The organism is Neisseria mucosa (assembly GCF_013267835.1).
In the GTDB taxonomy this organism is placed as follows: Bacteria; Pseudomonadota; Gammaproteobacteria; order Burkholderiales; family Neisseriaceae; genus Neisseria.
Window position 1 is genome coordinate 1,279,486 of the sequence record NZ_CP053939.1, and the last position, 20,337, is coordinate 1,299,822.

The 20,337-nt window shown below is 48.9% G+C and carries 17 protein-coding genes; 7 read left to right on the top strand and 10 right to left on the bottom strand.

Features of this window, described 5'->3' with window-relative positions:
* The first annotated feature begins 13 nt into the window (after window positions 1-13).
* Entirely contained in the window at window positions 14-1,099 is a 1,086-nt protein-coding gene (gene nagZ / locus FOC66_RS05980) for a beta-N-acetylhexosaminidase (protein ID WP_003748585.1), read from the top strand.
* Between the two features lie 77 nt (window positions 1,100-1,176).
* On the opposite strand, the gene FOC66_RS05985 is transcribed toward nagZ, so the two are convergent.
* Window positions 1,177-1,923, bottom strand: coding sequence for an amino acid ABC transporter permease (locus FOC66_RS05985; protein WP_003748587.1), 747 nt, complete (start codon window positions 1,921-1,923; stop codon window positions 1,177-1,179).
* 327 nt (window positions 1,924-2,250) lie between these two features.
* Here FOC66_RS05985 and yegQ point away from each other — a divergent pair, with 327 nt between their 5' ends.
* Entirely contained in the window at window positions 2,251-3,606 is a 1,356-nt protein-coding gene (gene yegQ, locus FOC66_RS05990; protein ID WP_003748589.1) for a tRNA 5-hydroxyuridine modification protein YegQ, read from the top strand.
* Window positions 3,607-3,668: 62 nt separating this feature from the next.
* On the opposite strand, the gene hemC is transcribed toward yegQ, so the two are convergent.
* Window positions 3,669-4,604: a hydroxymethylbilane synthase gene (hemC, locus tag FOC66_RS05995; protein ID WP_107810756.1), complete on the bottom strand. Its 936-nt coding sequence runs from the start codon at window positions 4,602-4,604 to the stop codon at window positions 3,669-3,671.
* 118 nt (window positions 4,605-4,722) lie between these two features.
* Between hemC and ybeY the strand changes: the two genes are divergently transcribed.
* The 5 genes from ybeY to FOC66_RS06020 all read left to right on the top strand — a co-directional run bounded on the left by ybeY (window position 4,723) and on the right by FOC66_RS06020 (window position 8,605).
* Complete coding sequence (gene ybeY / locus FOC66_RS06000; RefSeq protein ID WP_003748592.1) at window positions 4,723-5,238, top strand: rRNA maturation RNase YbeY; 516 nt, start codon at window positions 4,723-4,725, stop codon at window positions 5,236-5,238.
* Between the two features lies 1 nt (window position 5,239).
* Window positions 5,240-6,082, top strand: a complete 843-nt coding sequence (locus FOC66_RS06005) for an HlyC/CorC family transporter (protein WP_003748594.1) — start codon at window positions 5,240-5,242, stop codon at window positions 6,080-6,082.
* A complete protein-coding gene (locus tag FOC66_RS06010) occupies window positions 6,079-6,816 on the top strand; it encodes a methionine ABC transporter ATP-binding protein (protein WP_003748596.1) in 738 nt (245 codons plus the stop codon). Before FOC66_RS06005 ends, FOC66_RS06010 begins: the two co-directional genes overlap by 4 nt.
* A gap of 1 nt (window position 6,817) precedes the next feature.
* On the top strand, window positions 6,818-7,504 hold the full coding sequence (locus FOC66_RS06015) for a methionine ABC transporter permease (RefSeq protein ID WP_003748598.1): 687 nt from the start codon (window positions 6,818-6,820) through the stop codon (window positions 7,502-7,504).
* Window positions 7,505-7,693: 189 nt separating this feature from the next.
* Window positions 7,694-8,605 carry a MetQ/NlpA family ABC transporter substrate-binding protein gene (locus FOC66_RS06020; protein ID WP_003748601.1) on the top strand — a complete coding sequence of 304 codons (912 nt, stop codon included), beginning with the start codon at window positions 7,694-7,696 and terminating at the stop codon, window positions 8,603-8,605.
* A gap of 586 nt (window positions 8,606-9,191) precedes the next feature.
* Here FOC66_RS06020 and FOC66_RS06025 read toward each other — a convergent pair.
* The 8 genes from FOC66_RS06025 to porB all read right to left on the bottom strand — a co-directional run bounded on the left by FOC66_RS06025 (window position 9,192) and on the right by porB (window position 20,084).
* Window positions 9,192-10,211, bottom strand: coding sequence for an FAD:protein FMN transferase (locus FOC66_RS06025; RefSeq protein ID WP_003748603.1), 1,020 nt, complete (start codon window positions 10,209-10,211; stop codon window positions 9,192-9,194).
* Window positions 10,212-10,328: 117 nt separating this feature from the next.
* Window positions 10,329-10,823: a nitrous oxide reductase accessory protein NosL gene (locus FOC66_RS06030; protein ID WP_003748604.1), complete on the bottom strand. Its 495-nt coding sequence runs from the start codon at window positions 10,821-10,823 to the stop codon at window positions 10,329-10,331.
* Window positions 10,820-11,650, bottom strand: a complete 831-nt coding sequence (locus FOC66_RS06035; protein ID WP_003748606.1) for an ABC transporter permease — start codon at window positions 11,648-11,650, stop codon at window positions 10,820-10,822. Before FOC66_RS06035 ends, FOC66_RS06030 begins: the two co-directional genes overlap by 4 nt.
* On the bottom strand, window positions 11,647-12,546 hold the full coding sequence (locus tag FOC66_RS06040; RefSeq protein WP_003748608.1) for an ABC transporter ATP-binding protein: 900 nt from the start codon (window positions 12,544-12,546) through the stop codon (window positions 11,647-11,649). Before FOC66_RS06040 ends, FOC66_RS06035 begins: the two co-directional genes overlap by 4 nt.
* 56 nt (window positions 12,547-12,602) lie before the next feature.
* Window positions 12,603-13,982 (bottom strand): nitrous oxide reductase family maturation protein NosD, encoded by a 1,380-nt coding sequence (locus tag FOC66_RS06045; protein WP_003748611.1) that lies wholly within the window; start codon window positions 13,980-13,982, stop codon window positions 12,603-12,605.
* 198 nt (window positions 13,983-14,180) lie between these two features.
* Window positions 14,181-16,148, bottom strand: a complete 1,968-nt coding sequence (nosZ, locus tag FOC66_RS06050) for a TAT-dependent nitrous-oxide reductase (RefSeq protein ID WP_003748612.1) — start codon at window positions 16,146-16,148, stop codon at window positions 14,181-14,183.
* Window positions 16,149-16,256: 108 nt separating this feature from the next.
* On the bottom strand, window positions 16,257-18,551 hold the full coding sequence (locus FOC66_RS06055) for a NosR/NirI family protein (protein ID WP_003748614.1): 2,295 nt from the start codon (window positions 18,549-18,551) through the stop codon (window positions 16,257-16,259).
* A 471-nt stretch (window positions 18,552-19,022) separates the two neighbouring features.
* Window positions 19,023-20,084, bottom strand: a complete 1,062-nt coding sequence (porB, locus tag FOC66_RS06060; protein ID WP_003748616.1) for a trimeric porin PorB — start codon at window positions 20,082-20,084, stop codon at window positions 19,023-19,025.
* Window positions 20,085-20,337 lie beyond the last annotated feature (253 nt).

Consider the following 20,337-nt stretch of genomic DNA (forward strand, 5'->3'; position numbering starts at 1 on the left):
TCAGGACAAAACAATGAATACGCCCCATCTTCCACGCGGCCCCGTCATGGCCGACGTCGCCGCCTACCATCTGACCGAAGAAGAAAAACAACGTCTGCTCGACCCTGCCGTCGGTGGCGTTATTTTGTTCCGCCGCAACTTTGAAAACGTCTCCCAGCTCAAAGCTTTGGTTCAAGAAATCAAAGCCGTCCGCACCCCTGAACTCATCATCGCCGTCGACCACGAAGGCGGACGGGTTCAACGTTTTATTGACGGCTTCACCCGCCTGCCGGCCATGAACGTATTGGGCGAAATTTGGGACAACGAAGGCCAAGAAGCCGCCTGCGCCCAAGCAGAACAAGTCGGCTGGGTTTTGGCAACCGAACTCTCCGCCTGCGGTATCGACCTATCCTTCACGCCTGTATTGGATTTGGACTGGGGTCAATGCGCCGTTATCGGCAACCGCAGTTTCCACCGCGACGCCAACATCGTGACCCAGCTTGCCCTTGCCTTACAAAAAGGCCTGAACAAAGGCGGCATGAAATCTTGCGGTAAACACTTCCCCGGCCACGGCTTTGTCGAAGGTGACAGCCATCACGTTCTGCCTTGCGACGAACGCAGCCGCGAAGCGCTCGAAGCCGCCGACCTTATCCCCTTCCGCGCACTGAGCCAGGCAGGCATGGCCGCAGTCATGCCTGCCCACGTTGTATACCCGCAAATTGACAGCCAACCTGCCGGCTTCTCCGAAAAATGGCTGAAACAAATCCTGCGCCAAGAAATCGGATTTAACGGCGTTATCTTTTCAGACGACCTGACCATGGAAGGCGCATGCGGTGTCGGCGGTATTAAAGAACGCGCGCGACTTTCTTTTGAAGCAGGCTGCGATATTGTACTGGTGTGCAACCGTCCGGACTTGGTCGATGAATTGCGAGACGGTTTTCACTCGCCGGCAAACGCCGACTTGGCCGCACGTTGGCAATACATGGCCAACACATTGACCGTACAAGAAGCTGCCGACATCATGGCAACCGAAGCATTCCAAGCCGCCCAACAGGCGACCGCCAAACTGGCAACGCCCAAAGACATCGCAGGCGGTGTCAAAGTCGGCGAAGCATTCTGATTCAAGTCTGTCTGAAACATTGACGGCAAATAAAAAAGGAAGACTTGAAAAAGTCTTCCTTTTTTGATTCAAACCGATTAACGGTGTTGCGGATTGTAACGGCTTTCCAATCGCAGGAATACCCAACCCAAAACGCTTGTCAGCACCAAATAAATCAGCGCAATCGTATAAAGCGGTTCTTCATAGACAGAATAGCGGCCGGTAATCGTGCTTTGTACATAAGCCAACTCAGCCACGCCGATGACGGACAACAATGAGCTGTCTTTCAACAAAGTAATAAATTCACTGGCCAGTGGCGGCAACATACGGCGCAACGCTTGAGGCAAAATCACATAACGCATTGCCTGAGTATAGGTCAGACCCAAAGAACGTGCAGCTTCCATTTGGCCTTTATCAATTGATTGAATACCGGCACGGAAAATTTCACAAATATACGCACCCGAGTTCGCAACCAAAGCCAAAGAGCCGGCAATTAGCGCGCCATAAGAACGGCGCAGATCAACAGCTGCTTCGCCGCTAATCAGCACACCGTCGGCCGGGTGAACGAAAAATGGGAACCAAACATAAGCCCAAATCACAATTTGTACAAACAATGGCGTACCGCGGAACAGCGTCACATACCAAAAAGAAATCTTACGCAATACCCAAGCCAAAGCACGCATCGGTGCACCGGCTTTTTCCGGATTGATCAAACGCGCCAATGCCAGCAGCAAACCCAAAACCGAGCCGCCTGCCGTTGCAACCACCGTCAGTCCCAGGGTCGTCAACACACCGTATAAAAACATCCAGCGGTATTCATAAATAATATCAAAACGAAAATCCATAAATCTTCCGTCGGTCAAAATCGGTAACTAATCCGAATATTTTTTAAAATGAAGCTTGATATTTTACAAGAAAATACATTGCTTGAACGGTTTTTTGTTAAATTATTCCGCCCAACCCTGCTTTTTTTACATTTCCAATGAATTGCAGCCCCTTTTCGCCTTTGCCCATCTAGGACATTTTCCGTATAAAAAACAAAGCGCAAACCCGAGACAAAATTGACCGAAACGCAAAAACAGCGGATAATCCGCCCATTCTTCAAACATCTTTCAGACGGCCTTCTCTCTTCCCTTAAAGGCCGTCTGAAAACATTTTAAAAAGCATAAAACATGAAAGCACCCGAACTCTTATTACCGGCAGGCGGCCTCGAACGCATGCGTGCCGCCTACGATTACGGCGCAGATGCCGTTTACGCTGGCAGCCCGCGTTACTCCCTGCGCGCCCGCAACAACGAATTTGCCAAACTCGACGTTCTCGAGCAAGGCATTAAAGAAGCGCACGAGCGCAACAAAAAATTCTTCCTGACCGTCAACACGCTGCCGCACAACTCCAAGCTCAAAACCTTCGTTTCCGATATGGAACCCTTGATTGCCATGAAACCCGACGCGCTGATTATGGCGGATCCGGGTTTGATCATGACCGTGCGCGAAAAATGGCCGGAAATGCCGATTCACCTGTCCGTTCAGGCAAACACCACCAACTACTGGGGCGTGAAATTCTGGCAAAACATCGGTGTCGAACGCATTATTCTGTCGCGTGAATTGAGCATGGAAGAAATCGCCGAAATCCGCCAAGAATGCCCCGACATCGAACTCGAAGTCTTCATTCACGGCGCATTGTGTATCGCCTACTCCGGCCGCTGTCTGCTCTCCGGCTACTTCAACCACCGCGACCCCAACCAAGGCACCTGCACCAACTCTTGCCGTTGGGACTACAAGGTCCACAACGCCGTCGAAAGCGACGCGGGCGATGCCCAGCTTCTGCAAGGTTTCAACTTTGAAAAAGCCCAAGAAGAAGCCAACCAAAACTTCGAAGGCATCAACGGTCAAAAACGCCATCCCTACGCCGACAAAGTTTTCCTGATTGAAGAGTCCAACCGCCCGGGCGAAATGATGCCGATTATGGAAGACGAACACGGCACCTACATCATGAACTCCAAAGACCTTCGCGGCATCGAAGTGGTTGAGAAACTGGCCAAAATCGGCGTGGACAGCCTCAAAGTCGAAGGCCGTACCAAATCGCTCTATTATGTTGCACGCGTGGCCCAGTCCTACCGCAAAGCGATTGACGATGCCGTTGCAGGCCGTCCGTTTGATTACAGCCTGTTGAGCGAACTCGAAGGCCTTGCCAACCGCGGCTACACCAGCGGCTTCCTCGAGCGCCACCAAACTCAGGATTACCAAAACTACCTGACCGGCCACTCCATCGCCAAACAAAGCCAATATGTCGGCCACGTTACCGAAATCGATGAAAACGGCTGGGCGACCATCGAAGTTAAAAACCGCTTTGCAGTCGGCGATTCACTCGAAATCATCCACCCGAGCGGCAACCAAACCATCAAATTGGAACAAATGACCCGCAAAGGCCAGCCTGTCGATGTTGCCCCAGGCAACGGCATTCAGGTCAAAATCCCCAATATGCAGGGCAAAGAAAAAGCTTTGGTTGCGCGGATTATGAATCCTTAAGCATCAACCAAACAAAGGCCGTCTGAAAGTTTCAGACGGCCTTTTAAATGATCTATGCTGTTTTAAGCTTGTTCTTGCAATACGGCGGCGATCAATTCTTCCGCACCATCATCTGCCAGTTTCTTGGCGACAGCGCGACCCAAGGCATCGGCGTATTCGGCAGGTGCTTGCGCGTCCGCCTGCAAGATTACCGAGCCGTCGGGATGGCCGACCAAGCCGCGCAAGGTCAGCAAGCCGTTTTCTTCAGTGCAATATGCGGCCAGCGGCACTTGGCAGCTTCCGCCCAAAGCACGCGCCAATGCGCGTTCGGCCGTCACGCAGGCGTGTGTGGTATCGTGGTTCAGCGGCTTCAAGACTTCGTACAAATCTTCGCGATGCGCTGCAATTTCGATACCCAATGCGCCTTGTCCGGCGGCAGGCAGGCTGTCGGATTCCGACAAAATCATGCGGATGCGTTCGTCCAATTCCAGACGCTGCAAACCGGCGGCGGCCAAGATAATCGCGTCGTATTCGCCGTTATCGAGTTTGGACAACCGGGTTTGCACATTGCCGCGCAAAGGTTTGATGACCAAATGCGGATAGCGCGCGCGCAACTGGGCTTCGCGGCGCAGGCTGGATGTGCCGACGACGGCGCCTTTGGGCATTTCTTCCAAACGCGCGTATTGGTTGGACACAAACGCGTCAAACGGATTGGCGCGTTCGCCAATGGCTGCAAGCGCGAAACCTTCAGGCAAATCCATCGGTACGTCTTTAATCGAATGCACGGCCAAATCAGCCCGGCCGTCATACAAAGCCTGTTCCAACTCTTTGACAAACAAGCCTTTACCGCCGACCTTTGACAAAGTTCTATCCAAAATCTGGTCGCCGCGCGTGGTCATGCCCAAAATCTCGACTTCGCAATCGGGATACAGGGCTTTCAGACGGCCTTGGATGTGTTTTGCCTGCCACATGGCAAGCAGGCTTTCGCGACTGGCGATAACGAGTTTTTTCGGGTTCATAATGGTTGCCTGAAAGATGGAAAACGGCATGAAGTCTATCATATTTTGGGCGGTTTTTCAGACGGCATGGGGGTGAATATGTTATATTTACACCTAAAAACCAAATTTTCCGGACAACATGAAACGCGCCAAAAAATATCCTTTTTTATCCTTACAGCGGCAACGTTTTCATCTGAACTTTGAAAACGCCTCTTCCGCCGTTGACCTTCCGAGCGAACGTAATTTTTACCGCTGGGCATGGTCTGCCTTGAAAAACGAATACCGCCGCGCAGACATCAGCCTGATTCTTCTGGACGAAGAAGAAGCCCGCGCCTACAACCGCGACTACCGCGGCAAAGATTACGCCACCAATGTATTGAGTTTCGCGCTCAACGAAGGCGAAATCCTGCCCGACCAGTTTTCAGACGGCCTGTATGGCGATTTGGTGATTTGTCCGCAAGTGGTTTTGAAAGAAGCCAGCGAACAAGGCAAAACACCCGAGCAGCATTTTGCCCACCTGACCATACACGGCACTTTACACCTGATGGGCTACGACCACATCGAAGACGATGAAGCCGAAATAATGGAAGCCGAAGAAATCCGCCTGATGCTGGCGGCAGGTTTCCCCAACCCCTACCAAGAGGACGAATATTAAAATGGACGGTACGCAGTCGAAACCCAAGTTTTTCGAACGCCTGATCTCCCGACTTGCCGGCGAGCCAGACTCCGCCGAAGACGTATTGACCCTGTTGCGCCAAGCGCACGAACAGGAAGTTTTTGATGCCGACACACTGACCCGGCTGGAAAAAGTATTGGACTTTGCCGAACTGGAAGTGCGTGATGCCATGATTACGCGCAGCCGCATGAACGTATTGAAAGAAAACGACAGCATCGAGCGCATCACGGCCTACATCATCGAAACCGCCCATTCGCGTTTCCCCGTCATCGGCGAAGACAAAGACGAAGTTTTGGGCATTTTGCACGCCAAAGACCTGCTCAAATATATGTTCAACCCCGAGCAGTTCCACCTTAAATCCGTCTTGCGCCCTGCCGTTTTCGTTCCCGAAGGCAAATCACTGGCCTCCCTTTTAAAAGAATTCCGCGAACAACGCAACCACATGGCGATTGTCATTGATGAATACGGCGGCACATCCGGCCTGGTAACCTTTGAAGACATCATCGAGCAAATCGTCGGCGACATCGAAGACGAGTTTGACGAAGACGACAGTGCCGACAATATCCACGCCGTTTCTTCCGAACGCTGGCGCATCCACGCCGCAACCGAAATCGAAGACATCAACGCCTTTTTCGGTACGGAATACAGCAGCGAAGAAGCCGACACCATCGGCGGCCTGGTCATTCAAGAATTGGGGCACCTGCCCGTACGCGGCGAAAAAGTCATCATCGGCAACCTGCAATTTACCGTCGCACGCGCCGACAACCGCCGTCTGCACACCCTGATGGCCACACGAATTAAAGAAAACACGGATAAACCATGATTATTCTGGATCACGTCTCCAAACACTATCAAACACGCGACAACAAAGACTTTGTCGCCGTCGAGCCGACCAGCCTCGAAATTAAACAGGGGGAAATCTTTGGCCTGATGGGCTATTCCGGCGCAGGCAAATCCACCCTGCTGCGCCTGATTAACTTATTGGAACGTCCGGATACAGGTACCGTCAGCGTATGCGGCCAAGAGCTGACCGCGCTCAACGCCACGCAACTGCGCCACGCCCGACAAAACATCGGCATGGTATTCCAACAGTTCAACCTGTTGAGCAACCGTACCGTTGCCGAAAACGTCGCCTTTCCTTTAGAAATTGCCAAATGGCCGTCTAAAAAAATCCAAGCGCGTGTTGAAGAATGTTTGGAAATCGTTGATTTGCAAGACCGTGCCAACCATTACCCGTCCCAACTTTCCGGCGGTCAAAAACAACGTGTCGGCATTGCCCGCGCGCTGGCGCCGCAACCTCAAGTCATCCTTGCCGACGAACCCACTTCCGCCCTCGACCCTGCCACTACGCGCAGCGTTTTGAAGTGTTTGGAAGACATCAACCGGCGTTTCAACGTAACCATCGTCATCGTTACCCACGAAATGAGCGTTATCCGCCGCCTGTGCGACCGTGCCGCCCTCTTGGACAAAGGCCATCTGCTGGAAATCGTTGAAGTACACGGCAACCAAATCCATGCCCAATCCGAAATCGGGCAAGAACTGATTCGAGAGGACTAATATGGCAGATTTAACATTTGAAAGTGCTGTTGCGACCATCGTCAGCATGAAGGGCGAAATTATCCAAGCCTTGGGCGAAACCTTTATTATGGTCGGCCTATCGACTACTTTCGCCGTTATCTTCGGTACGGTTTTGGGCGTATTGCTGTTTGTAACGTCTAGCCATCAGTTGCACTACAACAAACAGCTGAATTTGTTTTTGGATAACCTGGTCAACCTGATGCGTGCCTTCCCTTTCGTCATCCTGATGATTGCCATGATTCCTGTTACACGCGCCATCATCGGCACAACCATCGGCCCGGTTGCCGCCTCATTGGTATTGAGCGTATCCGGCTTGTTCTACTTCGCCCGCCTGGTCGAGCAAAACCTGCGCGAAGTGCCTAAAGGCGTGATTGAAGCGGCCTCCGCAATGGGAGCCTCCCCCATGAGCATCATCTGCAAAGTGCTTTTGAATGAAGCACGCGCAGGTATGGTTTCCAGCATTACCGTACTGGCTATTGGCCTTCTGTCGTACAGCGCGGCGGCAGGTATGATCGGCGGTGGCGGCTTGGGCGACCTTGCCATCCGTTACGGCTACTACCGCTATCAAATGGAAGTCATCATCTTCATTGTTGCCATCCTGGTTTTACTCGTTATCCTGATTCAAGGCATCGGCAACAGATTGGCACGCAAACTGGACAAACGTTAATTAAACCTGGCCGTCTGAAATAAACTTACTATTTTTCAGACGGCCTGTTCTCTATTTAGGACATATATTCCCATTAAGTTTACAAAAAAGCATCCTCATATTTCCAAAATAGATTTACAATCCCTCTTTTTTGACGGCGGCAGCTTGAGGCCGTCTGAAACCGTTTTATCATCCATCTGGAGCAAAATTATGCGAATCAACCCATTCTTCAAAACCCTTTCTGCTGCTGCGCTGGCCATCGTATTGGCTGCCTGCGGCGGTCAAAAAGACAGCGCGCCGGCTGCCTCTGCCGCTTCTTCTTCCGACAACGGCACAGAGAAAAAAGAAATCGTCTTCGGTACAACCGTCGGCGACTTCGGCGATATGGTAAAAGACCAAATCCAACCGGCTTTGGAGAAAAAAGGCTATAAAGTCAAACTGATTGAGTTTACCGACTATGTGCGCCCCAACCTTGCTTTGGCTGAAGGCGAATTGGACATCAACATCTTCCAACACAAACCTTATCTGGACGACTTCAAAAAAGAACACAAGTTGGACATCGTTGAAGCCTTCCAAGTACCGACCGCACCTTTGGGCCTGTACCCTGGCAAATTGAAATCTTTGGACGAAGTGAAAGATGGCGTCAGCGTTTCTGCACCTAACGACCCGTCCAACTTTGCCCGTGCATTGGTTATGTTGAACGAATTGGGCTGGATTAAACTGAAAGCCGACGTTGATCCGCTGACCGCATCTAAAGCAGATATTGCCGAAAACCCTAAAAATATCCAAATCGTAGAACTTGAAGCCGCCCAACTGCCGCGCAGCCGTGCCGACGTTGACTTTGCCATTGTTAACGGCAACTACGCCATGAGCAGCGGCATGAAACTGACCGAAGCCCTGTTCCAAGAGCCAAGCTTCGCCTACGTTAACTGGTCTGCCGTCCGTACTGCCGACAAAGACAGCCAATGGTTGAAAGATGTAACCGAAGCCTACAACTCTGACGAGTTCAAAGCCTACTCACAAAAACGCTTTGCTGGTTACAAATACCCTGCGGCATGGGGTGAAAACGCAGCAGCAGGTGCTCAAGCCGAAGCCGCCTCTACTGCTTCTGCAACCAAATAAATCTCTCTTTAAAAAAAGGCCGTCTGAACGTTCAGACGGCCTTTTTCTATCATCACTCACAAAGTCAAAAAATTATTTTTTATTGATAACAATCACTTATATAATTTATTATATTAAACCGAATCAACTGTTGTAAAAATATTCAATAAAAATCTATGTTTTTATTCAATATAATCAATCACTAAATGAATTATTCTACTTTTTTATAATATTCACTGGTAATGTTCCGCTTATCCTGATATTATACCGTTTATCTAAAGACATCCGGTTATCTGCTTTTTAGACCGCTCATCTTAATTGCTTTAAACCACTTTGTCGGATTTTCCCATAATGTTGTGTTTCTCCGTTTCGAAGGGGTTTGAGCGGTCGAAATACCGTATTGCTTAGATATTAAAGCTTCGTGCTTTGAAATGAGTGAATTTTTGTTTTAAGTGTCGTAATCTCTTGCTAATTACTCCCAGCTGCAAGAGTTTCAGGGTTGTCTATTTGGACAACCCTTCTTTTTTATACTCCATTGTTTCAATAACTTAGACTTTCCCTTATTCATATATTCAAACCAACTGGCAAAACCATTCTTTTTCCCACCTCAAATCTTCTTCAATTCATTATTCGGCATTACCAGCCAAACCTGTGCATTTTTGACTTGGGCCGCTGCTCGGATGGCCGCTTCATCCATAATAGAAAATGCAGTCGAAAAAGCATCGGCAACCGCCGCACTCTCCGCCATAACGCTCATGCTTTTATAGCGCGGCTGGCTTCCGCCTGTGCGCGGGTCAAACAGATGGGTAAATTTGCCTGCCTCGTCCATTACCGTGCCATAGCCGCCCGATGTGGCAAACGCTTGATTTTTCATGGCAATGGTGGTCAGAATTTGGTCTTCTTGGTCAGGATTGCGGATGCTGACATTCCACTCGCGCTGGTTGGCATTATCAAAGCCGTAAATCTCCCCCATATCAATCAATGCCTGAGAAACGCCTTGCTGCTTCAACAATTCGGCTACTTTGTCGGTAATATAGCCTTGGGCAATGCCGTTAAGCGACAAGCCCATGCCTTTTTGGGCAAAACGGATTTCTTTGGTATCAAAATCGACTTTATTGAAGTCCACCAATTTAAGCGTATCTTTGATGCTGCGTTCGGACGGCGGCGTTTCGGTTTTCGGATTCCGTCTGAAATGGTCGGCATACAGATTCCACAAAGGCTGAATGCTGGGATCAAATGCACCTTGCGTCAGCCGATGAATATCCCGGCTGATACTGAGCAGCTGCAAAAAATCGGATGGCGGATTTTTCAGACGGCCTTCTCGGTTTAAGTGGCTGATCAGGCTGTCGTCCCGATACAGGCTGAAGATTTTTTCCAATCGTGAAACTTCCGCCAATACTTTGTTGATCAGTATCTCTGCCTGCCTGCGCTCAACGCCGAACAAACGCAATTCCGCACCCGAGCCTAATGCAATCCCTTTCCAGATAACAGGCTGCCCTTCTTGATTCGGCCCGGCTGAATGAGTCGGCTGATTGGTTTTTCGGCTGATGACAAAGGGAATGCCGGCACCGGCGGCAAGTGTGGCGGCGATGGCAATGAAGCGGCGGCGCGTTAAAGGGGTGGACATGGCGTATTCCTTGGATTTTTTATTTTTACATTGAAAGCCTGCATCATTAAATATCAATCGGCAGCCTTCAACACAAAGGCCGTCTGAAATGGTTTCAGACGGCCTTTATTGATTGTTTTATTTGAAAATATATTCGTCGGGCATCTCTGCGAAACCGACAACTCTGCCGCCTTTTTCTTTGGCGAATTTTTCAGCTTGTGCCTTGTCGGCAAAAGGAAGCGCATCTTCCGCCCCCATGCCGCCGATAAAGCTGCTTTCGATAACGTAATAGGCCTTTTTCGCATCTATCCATTCGGTGTCGGCATTGGGTTTTTCCCAATCTTTGACTTTACCCATATCGGTAACATAGATGACATGAATGCCTTTCGGCTCTTCAGGCAGCTTGGTGTAGCCGAACATCTGCTTGATGGTGGAAAACCAAACTGGTTTTTCAGGTTTGCCGTTCAAGAAGATTTGCGCTTTAGGGCCGTTGTGTTCAGTTAAATTCATGCTGCAGTAATGACCGACCGCACTGTCGCTGATTTGTTGGGGCGCAGGCGGAGGGCTGTTGTCCTGCTTGCTGCAGGCTGCCAATGCGATGAGTGTGAAGGTAGTCAATAATATTTTTCTCATATTTGTCGCTTTCCGAAAATCCAGGCGGCTAAAATCAAAGGAATGATAACCCATAATACCTGAGCCGTCAGCAAAACAGGCATACTCAGGCTGATTTGTTCGCTCAAACCCGCCATGCCGGCATACATGGCTGTATTTTCGTAACCCGTCAGGTTCAGCAGGCGATAAATGTCTGCGGGGTTGAACAAAAGAACGGTTTCCACTATAGGCGCGGTAATGACTTGTTCGGTATCGGCAACCAAAACACCCAAAAGCGCCATATCGAAAATAACGACAAAAAACAGCCATACGCCGATGGCGATACCGGCGGCGGTACCACGTTCTTTAACTTTTGCGCTGATCAAATAGCCCATGGACAAAAAGGCTGCGCCAAGAATCACGCTGGCAGCAATCAAAAGGGCGAAAGGCTGCCATGCGGCAATATCAAAACCGCCGTTGGCAAGCTGAAGGGTAATACCTGCCAACCCGTAACCTGCCGTGGTAGCAAGGGCAAGGATGATGAGGTGGCCGATAAATTTACCGGCAAGGATTTGGTTGCGCGAGATGGGGTAACTTAACAGCAACGCCATTGTACCGCGCTCGATTTCGCCAATCAGTGCATCATAAGAGAGCAACATTGCAATCAGCGGAATCAGGAAAATAGACAGGCTGGACAGGCTGACTACAGTTACCGTCAAGGGATCAACCTTGACCGAACCGGTAGGCGAGCTACCGAGAAAGCCTAATGACAGTGCCAATGCGGCAAGCAAAAGTGCGGCAGCAAGAACCCAACGGTTGCGCAGGCTGTCGCGGACTTCTTTGCCGGTAATAATCCAAACGGGGTTCATACGTCTTCCCTCTTCAAGAATTGCGCGTACATATCGTCAAGTGTAGGCGTGTGGATATCGATGTAGGCAAGACTGCCCAAATCACCCAATTCGCTCAAAAGAGCCATGCGCTCTTCTGCTTTACATTGCGCTTGGTATGACAGGCCGTCTGAAAGCGGATGCCAACGCTCGCTCAACGGGCGCGCTTCTTTCAAGCGGACGTTGACGGTCAGCGGCAGGCCGCTTTGAACATGCAACTCATCCATGCTGCCGTCGGCAACTTTCACGCCGTTTTTCATGACGATGATGCGGTCGGCGTGGCCGTCAAGCTCGGCCAGTGCGTGGGTGCTGAGCAATACGGTTGCGCCGCGCCCATTGAGTTCGCGCACAACTTCGTAAAACATTTGACGCGAAGCCGGGTCAAGGCCAGTAGTCGGCTCGTCAAACAGTAAGACTTTAGGTTCGCCCAACAAGGCTTGTGCCAAAGCGAGGCGTTGGCGCATACCTTTGGAGTAAGTGCCGACACGGCGGCGTGCGGCCTGGGAAATGCCAACACGCTCGAGCAATTCACGGTTTTTACTCAGGGGCTGTTTTTTAAGTTTGGCATAGAAATCCATGGTTTCGATACCGGTCAATGAAGGGTGCAATGCAACCGTTTCAGGCAGGTAACCGATTTGGCTGCGACGCTGCGCCCCTGCTTTACTGCCGGTCGGTTCTCCCAAAAGCATCACTTCGCCCTCGGTCGGCGTAATCAGGCCGAGTATCAGCTTCATAATGGTGGACTTGCCTGCACCGTTGTGTCCTGCCATGCCGACGCTCTCGCCAGCCTTGAGAACCAGATCGACTTGGTTGACGGCCTTTTGGCTGCCAAACTGCTTGGTCACGTTTCTCAATTCAACGTGGTTGGTACTGCTCATGGATATTCCTCTAGTGAATGTTTCAGACGGCCTTTGATATTGGGCCGTCTGAAAGGTTACATATTGGCATTTCCGCCTGTCAGCGCACCGTTTTCGGCATTACCCCATTCGGATTGGTGCGTTTTTGCTTCATGCAGCAATTCGTCCTTCATGGCTTCGTATTTGGTTGTCGTTTTATTGCGGACGGGGTTCATCAAAGGCTTGCTGTCAATTACGCCGCCGGGCAGGATGGCGGGAAATTGCGATTGCGCCCATTTGACAATGCTGATGGCAGGGCTGTTCATCAATAACCGGGCAACGGGTGCGCGCCAGATGATTTGGTCGATAATCCCGTTGGGACGGTAGGCACTGTCGCCGAAGCCATCGCCGTCAAGGTCAAAAGCGCTGTTATCGCTCCAATAGTTGCCGCGACCACCCTCGCCCCAATCGAGGAAGCGGGTGCTGACATATTTAACCTGGCTTTCGTTGTTAATAAATGAATTTTCGTACAGGGTTGTGCCTTCGATGGCTGCGGTGAAGTGGATACCGATTTGGCAGTTCTCGAAATGATTGGCAAAGATTTTATCGTAGTTGGCATTGTAGGCAAACACGCATTTGCCTGCCTTGTTGATCACATTATCGTGAATTTCGGAATAATTGACGTAGTTGAGCATAATGCCTTGGTCGCGACTGCCAACGGCAATGTTACCATACACTTTCAGGCGTTCAGAAAACATCAGCACATAACCCATATTGTTGCCGACGGAGATATTGTTGCTGACTTCGCTGTCATTGGTGTACATATAATGGACGGCAAAGCGCAAGTCGCTAAAGCGGTTGCCTTTGTAGGTATTATGAGTGCTGGTATTTGAAAAAATACCGTCACGGCCTTTGGAAATATCGTTATCGACCACTTGCGCACCGGGCGCATTCCAGACGGTTACGCCGTTGCCACGTTCGTTGACGCGCAGGGTTGCATCGCCGATGATTTTATTTTCCCGCACCATGGATTCTGCCGCACCGTGAATATACACGCCGACAGAGTTGTCGATGATGTTGTTATGCTCCACCAGCGCGCGCGTTGCCGTCTCTTCTAAATAGATACCGGCATCCATTGCCGGCAAACTCATGCCGGAATGGGAAACGGTCAGATTGCGCAAAGTTACATCAGGAGCATGAACGGCAACCGTCCTCCCGCTCCGGTCGCCGACAATCTTGGCGGAACGGTCGGCAGGGCCTTCGATGGTAATGGGTTTGTTGATATAGAGTTTGGTTTTGTATGTACCGGAGGCAAGCTTGAGCGTATCGCCGGCTTGAGCGCGCGCCAAAGCATCATTGAGATTGTCTTGTGCGGATACGTTGATGACTGCGGCAAAGGCCGTCTGAACCATGCTGCCAAGCAGCAATACGAGTGCGGCACGTTGCCATTTGGAACGATGGATTTGTGTGTGCGTCATAATCATATCTCTGTTTCAGACGGCCTGCTTGCCGCATGATAAACCGATGCGGAAACAGGTATTTTGGTGTTATAGCAAAGCTGTCTGATGATGGCTTTCATTTTGTGGACATATCGGCCGACAAACAACTTTGCTATAAAGGCCGTCTGAAAGAATGTTTTTTCAGACGGCCTGAAGAATTAAATCATCAAACCGAAATTATTTTGGTTTAACAATCATTTGGCCAGACATTTCCATGTGCAATGCGTGGCAGAACCATTGGCAGTAGTACCAGTGTACACCTGGACGGACAGCCTTGAAGGTTACAGAAGATGTAGCTTGCGGGCCAATCTCCATAGCAATGCCATAACCTTCCAAAGTAAAGCCGTGAGTCAAGTCTTCAATGGTCTCAACGTTGGTTACATATACGGTAACTTCGTCGCCTTGGTTCACTTCAAATTGAGGAACGCTGTAAGCAGGCGCAACGGCAGTCATATACACGCGTACTTTGTTGCCTTCGCGTACGACTTTGGCAGCTTTTTCCAGCTCAACACCGTCTTTTTGAGCTTGTTCCAGAGCTTCTTGCCAGAACCATGGGTCTTTGCGGTCCCAAGTTTTGCTTGGGTTCACTTTAGACGCAGCAACCAAGCACAAGTCGTGCGGTTCGGCAAAAGTCGGATTGTCATGCACCAGACGCATTTCGTCGCCGGAGATGTCGATCAATTGGTCACACTCAGGTTTCAAAGGACCGGCATTCAAGAAGCGGTCTTTAGAGAACTTGTTCAAAGATACCAACCATTTACCGTCGGCTTCTTTGGTTTCGCCCATGGTAGTGTGGTTATGGCCAGGTTGATAGTGAACGTCGAGTTTTTGTTTAATCGGATCAATTTTCTCGCCTTTATAGGCTTTAATCGCGTCATCGATGTTCCATTTCACCATTTGGCTGTCGATAAACAATGTAGTATAGGCATTGCCGCGACCGTCAAATGCAGTGTGTAATGGGCCAAGACCCAGTTGAGGCTCGGCTACGACAACATCGCGCTCTTTGATTTTGCCTGAAAACAAGTCATCCAGTTTGCTGACATCCAATACGGTAACGGTTGGAGACAGTTTACCGTTGAGCATGATGTATTTGCCGTCAGGGCTTGCATTACAGCCGTGAGGAGAGTTAGGAACCGGGATGTAACGAGTATATGGAGAGTTGGCTTCTGCACGGCCGTCCAACATTTTCACGCCGTTAACTTCTTTGAAGTCGCCTTTTTTGATGCCTTCTTCGATGGCGGCCAGGTTAAATACCACACACCAGTCTTGCTCGTTAGAAGAAGCACCTTGTACAGTCAGAGCGCGCTCAGAGTTATAGCAGGTAGAGAAAGAGTATTTACCTTGGTAGTCGGCATCGCCATTATCCAAGTTACCGTCTACCAATACTTGCCATGCGATGTCCATGGTTTCGCCGTCAATTGCTGTATAAACGGCATTCCAAGTTTTAGGATCATCCCATTTGCCTACGCCGTCAACAGGAACGATATGCTCGCCGTTGGCAAAAACGTAACCGGTTTTCGGATAACGTTGCGGACGCAGACCGTGGATACCTGAAGCATTAGGAATATCGATGATTTTATCGGTTTTCATTACATCCAAGCGGATACGGCAAACACGGGTGTTTGCTTTATCGTTGGCATATGCATAGCGACCGTCGTAAGTCTGATCGGTAAAAGACAAGTGCGGGTGGTGCAAGTCGCCGTTAGGGTAGCAGCGCAGACCGCTGTCTTGCAGGAATTTACGGGTTTCCGGCGTAATTTTTTCATTCAAAATACGCAGGCTCTCGTTGGTACGCCCCCAACCGGTAGCGCTGTCCATATTGAATACAGGGATACGCATCAACTCACGCATAGAAGGTACGCCGATCAAGCGCATTTCGCCTGATTGACCGCCTGACAAGAAACCGTAGTATTGGTCAAGCTCGCCCGGACCGACTTCGGAAGTTTGTTTACCCGGCTCGGCAGAATGAGCAGCGGCTTTTTCGGCAGGTGCAGCACCGGAAGCAGCAGCTTTATCACCCTCGCCGTTAGAGCAACCGGCCAAGCCCAACAAACCGGCACCGGCAATACCTGCACCGGAAGCAGCGGCAGTACCTAAGAATGAACGACGGCTTAAGCCGTTTTGTTCTAATTTTTCGTCTGACATACGACACTCCTTGGATAAAATCCGGCGGCCGATTTTTCAGACGGCCTGCCGATGAAAAACTTTCTAAGTCGGGCTGCCGATACAGCCCTCTTTTTTATTGATAAATTACTACTTGTCGACACTGATTGCCGATTCTTTTTTAACAAACTGGACGACTTGTTCTTGGGCATTTTGCGTTGATGCCGCATCATGCTGATCAGCTTTTGCCGCCGCTTGTTTTTGTTTTTTCTTATTCGTTGCCACTACTTGAGGACAACGCGTATCGTGATGATACATTACCTGACAATGCAGACATTGGATACATTCGTTCGGATGAATGTCGCCTTCAGGTGCGATTGCCTGTACTGGACATTCGTGTGTACAAATCTGGCATGGATTACCGCACATTTTATAACGGCGCAGCCAATCAAACACACGGAAGCGACCCGGCAATGCGATACCTGCACCCAAAGGACACAGATAACGGCAGAAGAAACGTTCGATGAACAAGCCTGCAATCAGCAAAGCGGCAGCGAACAGAACAAACCACCATTCACGCATGAATTTCAAAATAATTGCAGTTTTGAAAGGCTCAATTTCAGCAAATTTTTCAGCCGTACCCAAATCGTACAGGGAAATTGCCAACAAGGCGAAGAAAATTACATATTTAATCGCACTCAGACGGGTATGCAACAAGTGTGGCACGGTAATTTGTTTCAGACCCAATTTTTTGGCGATACGGTTGGTTAACTCTTGCAATGCACCGAAAGGACACAGCCATCCACAGAATGTACCGCGGTTCCACAACAGCATGGTCGCCGCCGTAAAGAGCCACAGAATGAATACCAGCGGATCCATCAGGAAAAATTCCCAGTGGAACTCAGTCAAAACAGCTGAGAACAACGTCAAAGTATTCACTACCGATAATTGTGCCTGAGCATACCAGCCGATATAAAACAGCGTAAAGGTCAGGAAACAGAGACGGAATCGGTCATACCATTTTTCGTAACGGACAATCCAATCTTGGAACAGGAATACCAACAGAAGAATTGTCAAAGCAATACCGACAACCACGATTTGACCTTGTTTGGCTTTCCAAACCTGTTTCCAAAGTTGGTTGGATACGCCCTCCTCAGCCGTTGCATCCTCTGCAATACCTGTACTTTCTTCAGGAGCAGAGGCTGCCGCAGCCACCGGCTCAACCGGTGCGCTTATTTCAACCGGCGGTGCTTTAGGATCGTCAACGTAGTAGCCTTTTGGCAATTCATAATCCAAATCGGCAGTTACAAATGCCTTATCATTTACGCTCAATACGCGTTGAATCATCAATTGCAAACGCCATGGCTCAGCACCATCAAATTCCACACCTTCGGGGATAGTGAACCAAGAAACTTCTTTAAATGCAGGCGCACCTTCGGCGGATAAAGCAACTACACGTTCATGTTGCGCATCGGTAAAGCGGAAGCTGGTATCGCCTTGAATCATTTCAATACGGTCAAAGATACCGCCGCGGACATAACCCGAACCTTTCCAAGAATAGCGACCCTCGCCGGCCACCATCACGGCTTCTTGGCCCGGTTTCAAACGTTTTTGCAGGTTGTTCCAACCGGCTTCACCTAAAAGGCTTTTACCGATGGAAGGTTGGCTGACCAAGGCAACATACAGATCAATAAATGTATCGTTACCATCGCCCTGCTCTGCATGATCTGCCACACCCGCTTTACCGCTTTTCTCAAACAGTTTATTGATTTCGTCGATAGAAATATGCAAATGACCGACGGCTTTTTGTTCCAAAAGCGCATTCCATGACAGGATATCTTGTTTATCTTGATTGGCAACGCGACGCGGACGGGTTTGAACGGCAGGCTCGGCAGACTGTTCGCCGGAAGCAGCTGCCGTACCGGCTTGAACCGCTTTATCTGTACCCAAATGATATTGATGGATTACTGCTTTAACAGAGCGCTGAATACTGTCATTGATAACCATCAGGGTTACAGTCGCGCCACTAATAATATCCCCTGGTGCAACACCTGGTTGAGGCGGGTTTTTAATAAAATTTAAGCCGATATATTTGTAAATGAATTTATCGACACGGGATTGCGGGATACCGATCAGCATAATCGGCTCATGGTGTTCAACCAATTTCGCGCCGGCAATAGTGCCATCATTGGCCAAGGCAACCATCGTATCGATCGGTTTGCTCGAATAACCGCGCGTATTGACCACGTCAGTCGTGATATAAACCAAGCCAAGCTGCTCTTCGCCCTTGTACACGCGAGCAACCAAGGGCTTACCTTCAGGCTTACCGTAGCGGTCAGCACCTGGGAAAATTTCAGACGGCTGAACTTTTGCCAAGAAATCAGGCAAGCGTTCCGCGTAAGCAGGCAGGCTTACCATCATCATGAAAAATACAGCGAACAGCATAAGGATTCGTTTCCAAATGCCACTTAAACACTTTACTTCAAGGCAGGACATGGCTATTCCCGATATATCGATACTCTAAACACTGATATTATATGAATCATCTATCAGCAATAATTTGATTAAAATCAAAATTACAAATCTTAAAACCAGATTCTATATGCTAATAATACTTTAGAACTATATTGAACAATCCCATCTTCGGTAGACATGAAACATAGGAAAATCAACCCGATTCAACAAATCTTCTTATATTATTAATTTATTTATAATAATACTCAAAACAATTCCCAAAATTCTATTCAGCATATATTAAAGCAGAATACAAAGATTCGATTTTAATTTCAATAGGCCGTCTGAAAATAATCTAAAAAACTTTAGTCCCCCATTCTTTCAACACAAAATATACTTTCCGTACAAACAAAAAGAGCCTGTATAACACAGGCTCTTTTTTCAGACTAATCTTAAGTCAGATTAGAATTTGTGACGCAGGCCAACAGTACCAGCAGTTTTCTCGTATTTATAGTCGCCTTTGCCTTCTTTCAACCAACCAGCTGACAACAGGGCAGAAGTGCGTTTAGAGAAGTCGTAGTCAGCACCAACGATAACTTGGTTGTAAGCGCTGTTCTTTTGTTTCACGCCTTCTTCTTTAACTTTGAAGCCGTGAGCGTAAGAAACACGAGGAGTCACGTTGCCGAAGCGGTAAGCAGCAGTTGCACCAACTTCAGTACGTTCGTTTTTCTTAGCACCAGCTACGTCAGCTTTGAAGCCTTCGTATTGACCTACAACAGCAACCATCAGGTTGTTAGCATCATAACCAGCAGTCAGACGGTGAGCTTGGTGATCTTTGTAAGTACCAGCAGCCAAAGTAGTGTTGTGGTTGAATGCATCCAGGTAACCAGAAGTCAAGTCAGCACGTTTAGCATAAGAACCAGCGTAGCGACCGAAGAAACCAGAATTTTCGTAGTTCAAGCCCAAGTCGTAAGATTCACGGCTTTTTACAGCGTGATCGTATTTATCGCTAGGATTAGCATTGTCGCGAGGTTGGTATTGTACGCTTGCGCTGAAACCACCAAACACAGGAGTGTCGTAACGTACAGATACTTTACGAGTATCTACACGTTTGATTTTACCCAATTGCAGAGCGTCTGCGTTAGCATTACTAGATTCCCAAGGGTCGAAGCTGTCGCTGCTGTTTTTCAGAGAAGTATCCAATTTACCAGCACGAACTTTACCGAAACCGCCTTCCAAGCCCAAGAAAGATTCACGGGTCGCGAAACCAGAATCACCACCGGCGATAGAAGTGTTTTGTTCAACTTGCCAAATAGCGTTCAGGTTGCTACCCAAGTGTTCGTGGCCTTTGAAGCCGATGCGAGAACCATAGTCAGCAATCTCAGTAGCAGTTTTAGAAGTAGTCTTACCTTCTTTTACTTTAGAAATTTCAACGCCGGCTTTAACTTGACCGTACAGAGTCACATCAGCCATAGCTGCAACAGGCAGAGCTGCCAAAGTCAGAGCAATCAGAGATTTTTTCATTGCTGTATTCCTTTTCTATTGTGAAGAAATAACTTAAGCAGACCGGACAATCCGCTTAGGCTTACATTATCGCTGGAATCAGCGATTCCATGACTGTTACTATAATTGCTCCTCTCTAAAAAAACAAACTTTATTCAATCCACCCCCACCACCCTTGAAACCCAGCAAAGGCAAACACAGCCTAAAAAAAGGAAATTTATTATTTAAAATCAATGATAAATTTCTTTTAAAACCAATTGTGCATTTTTACAAC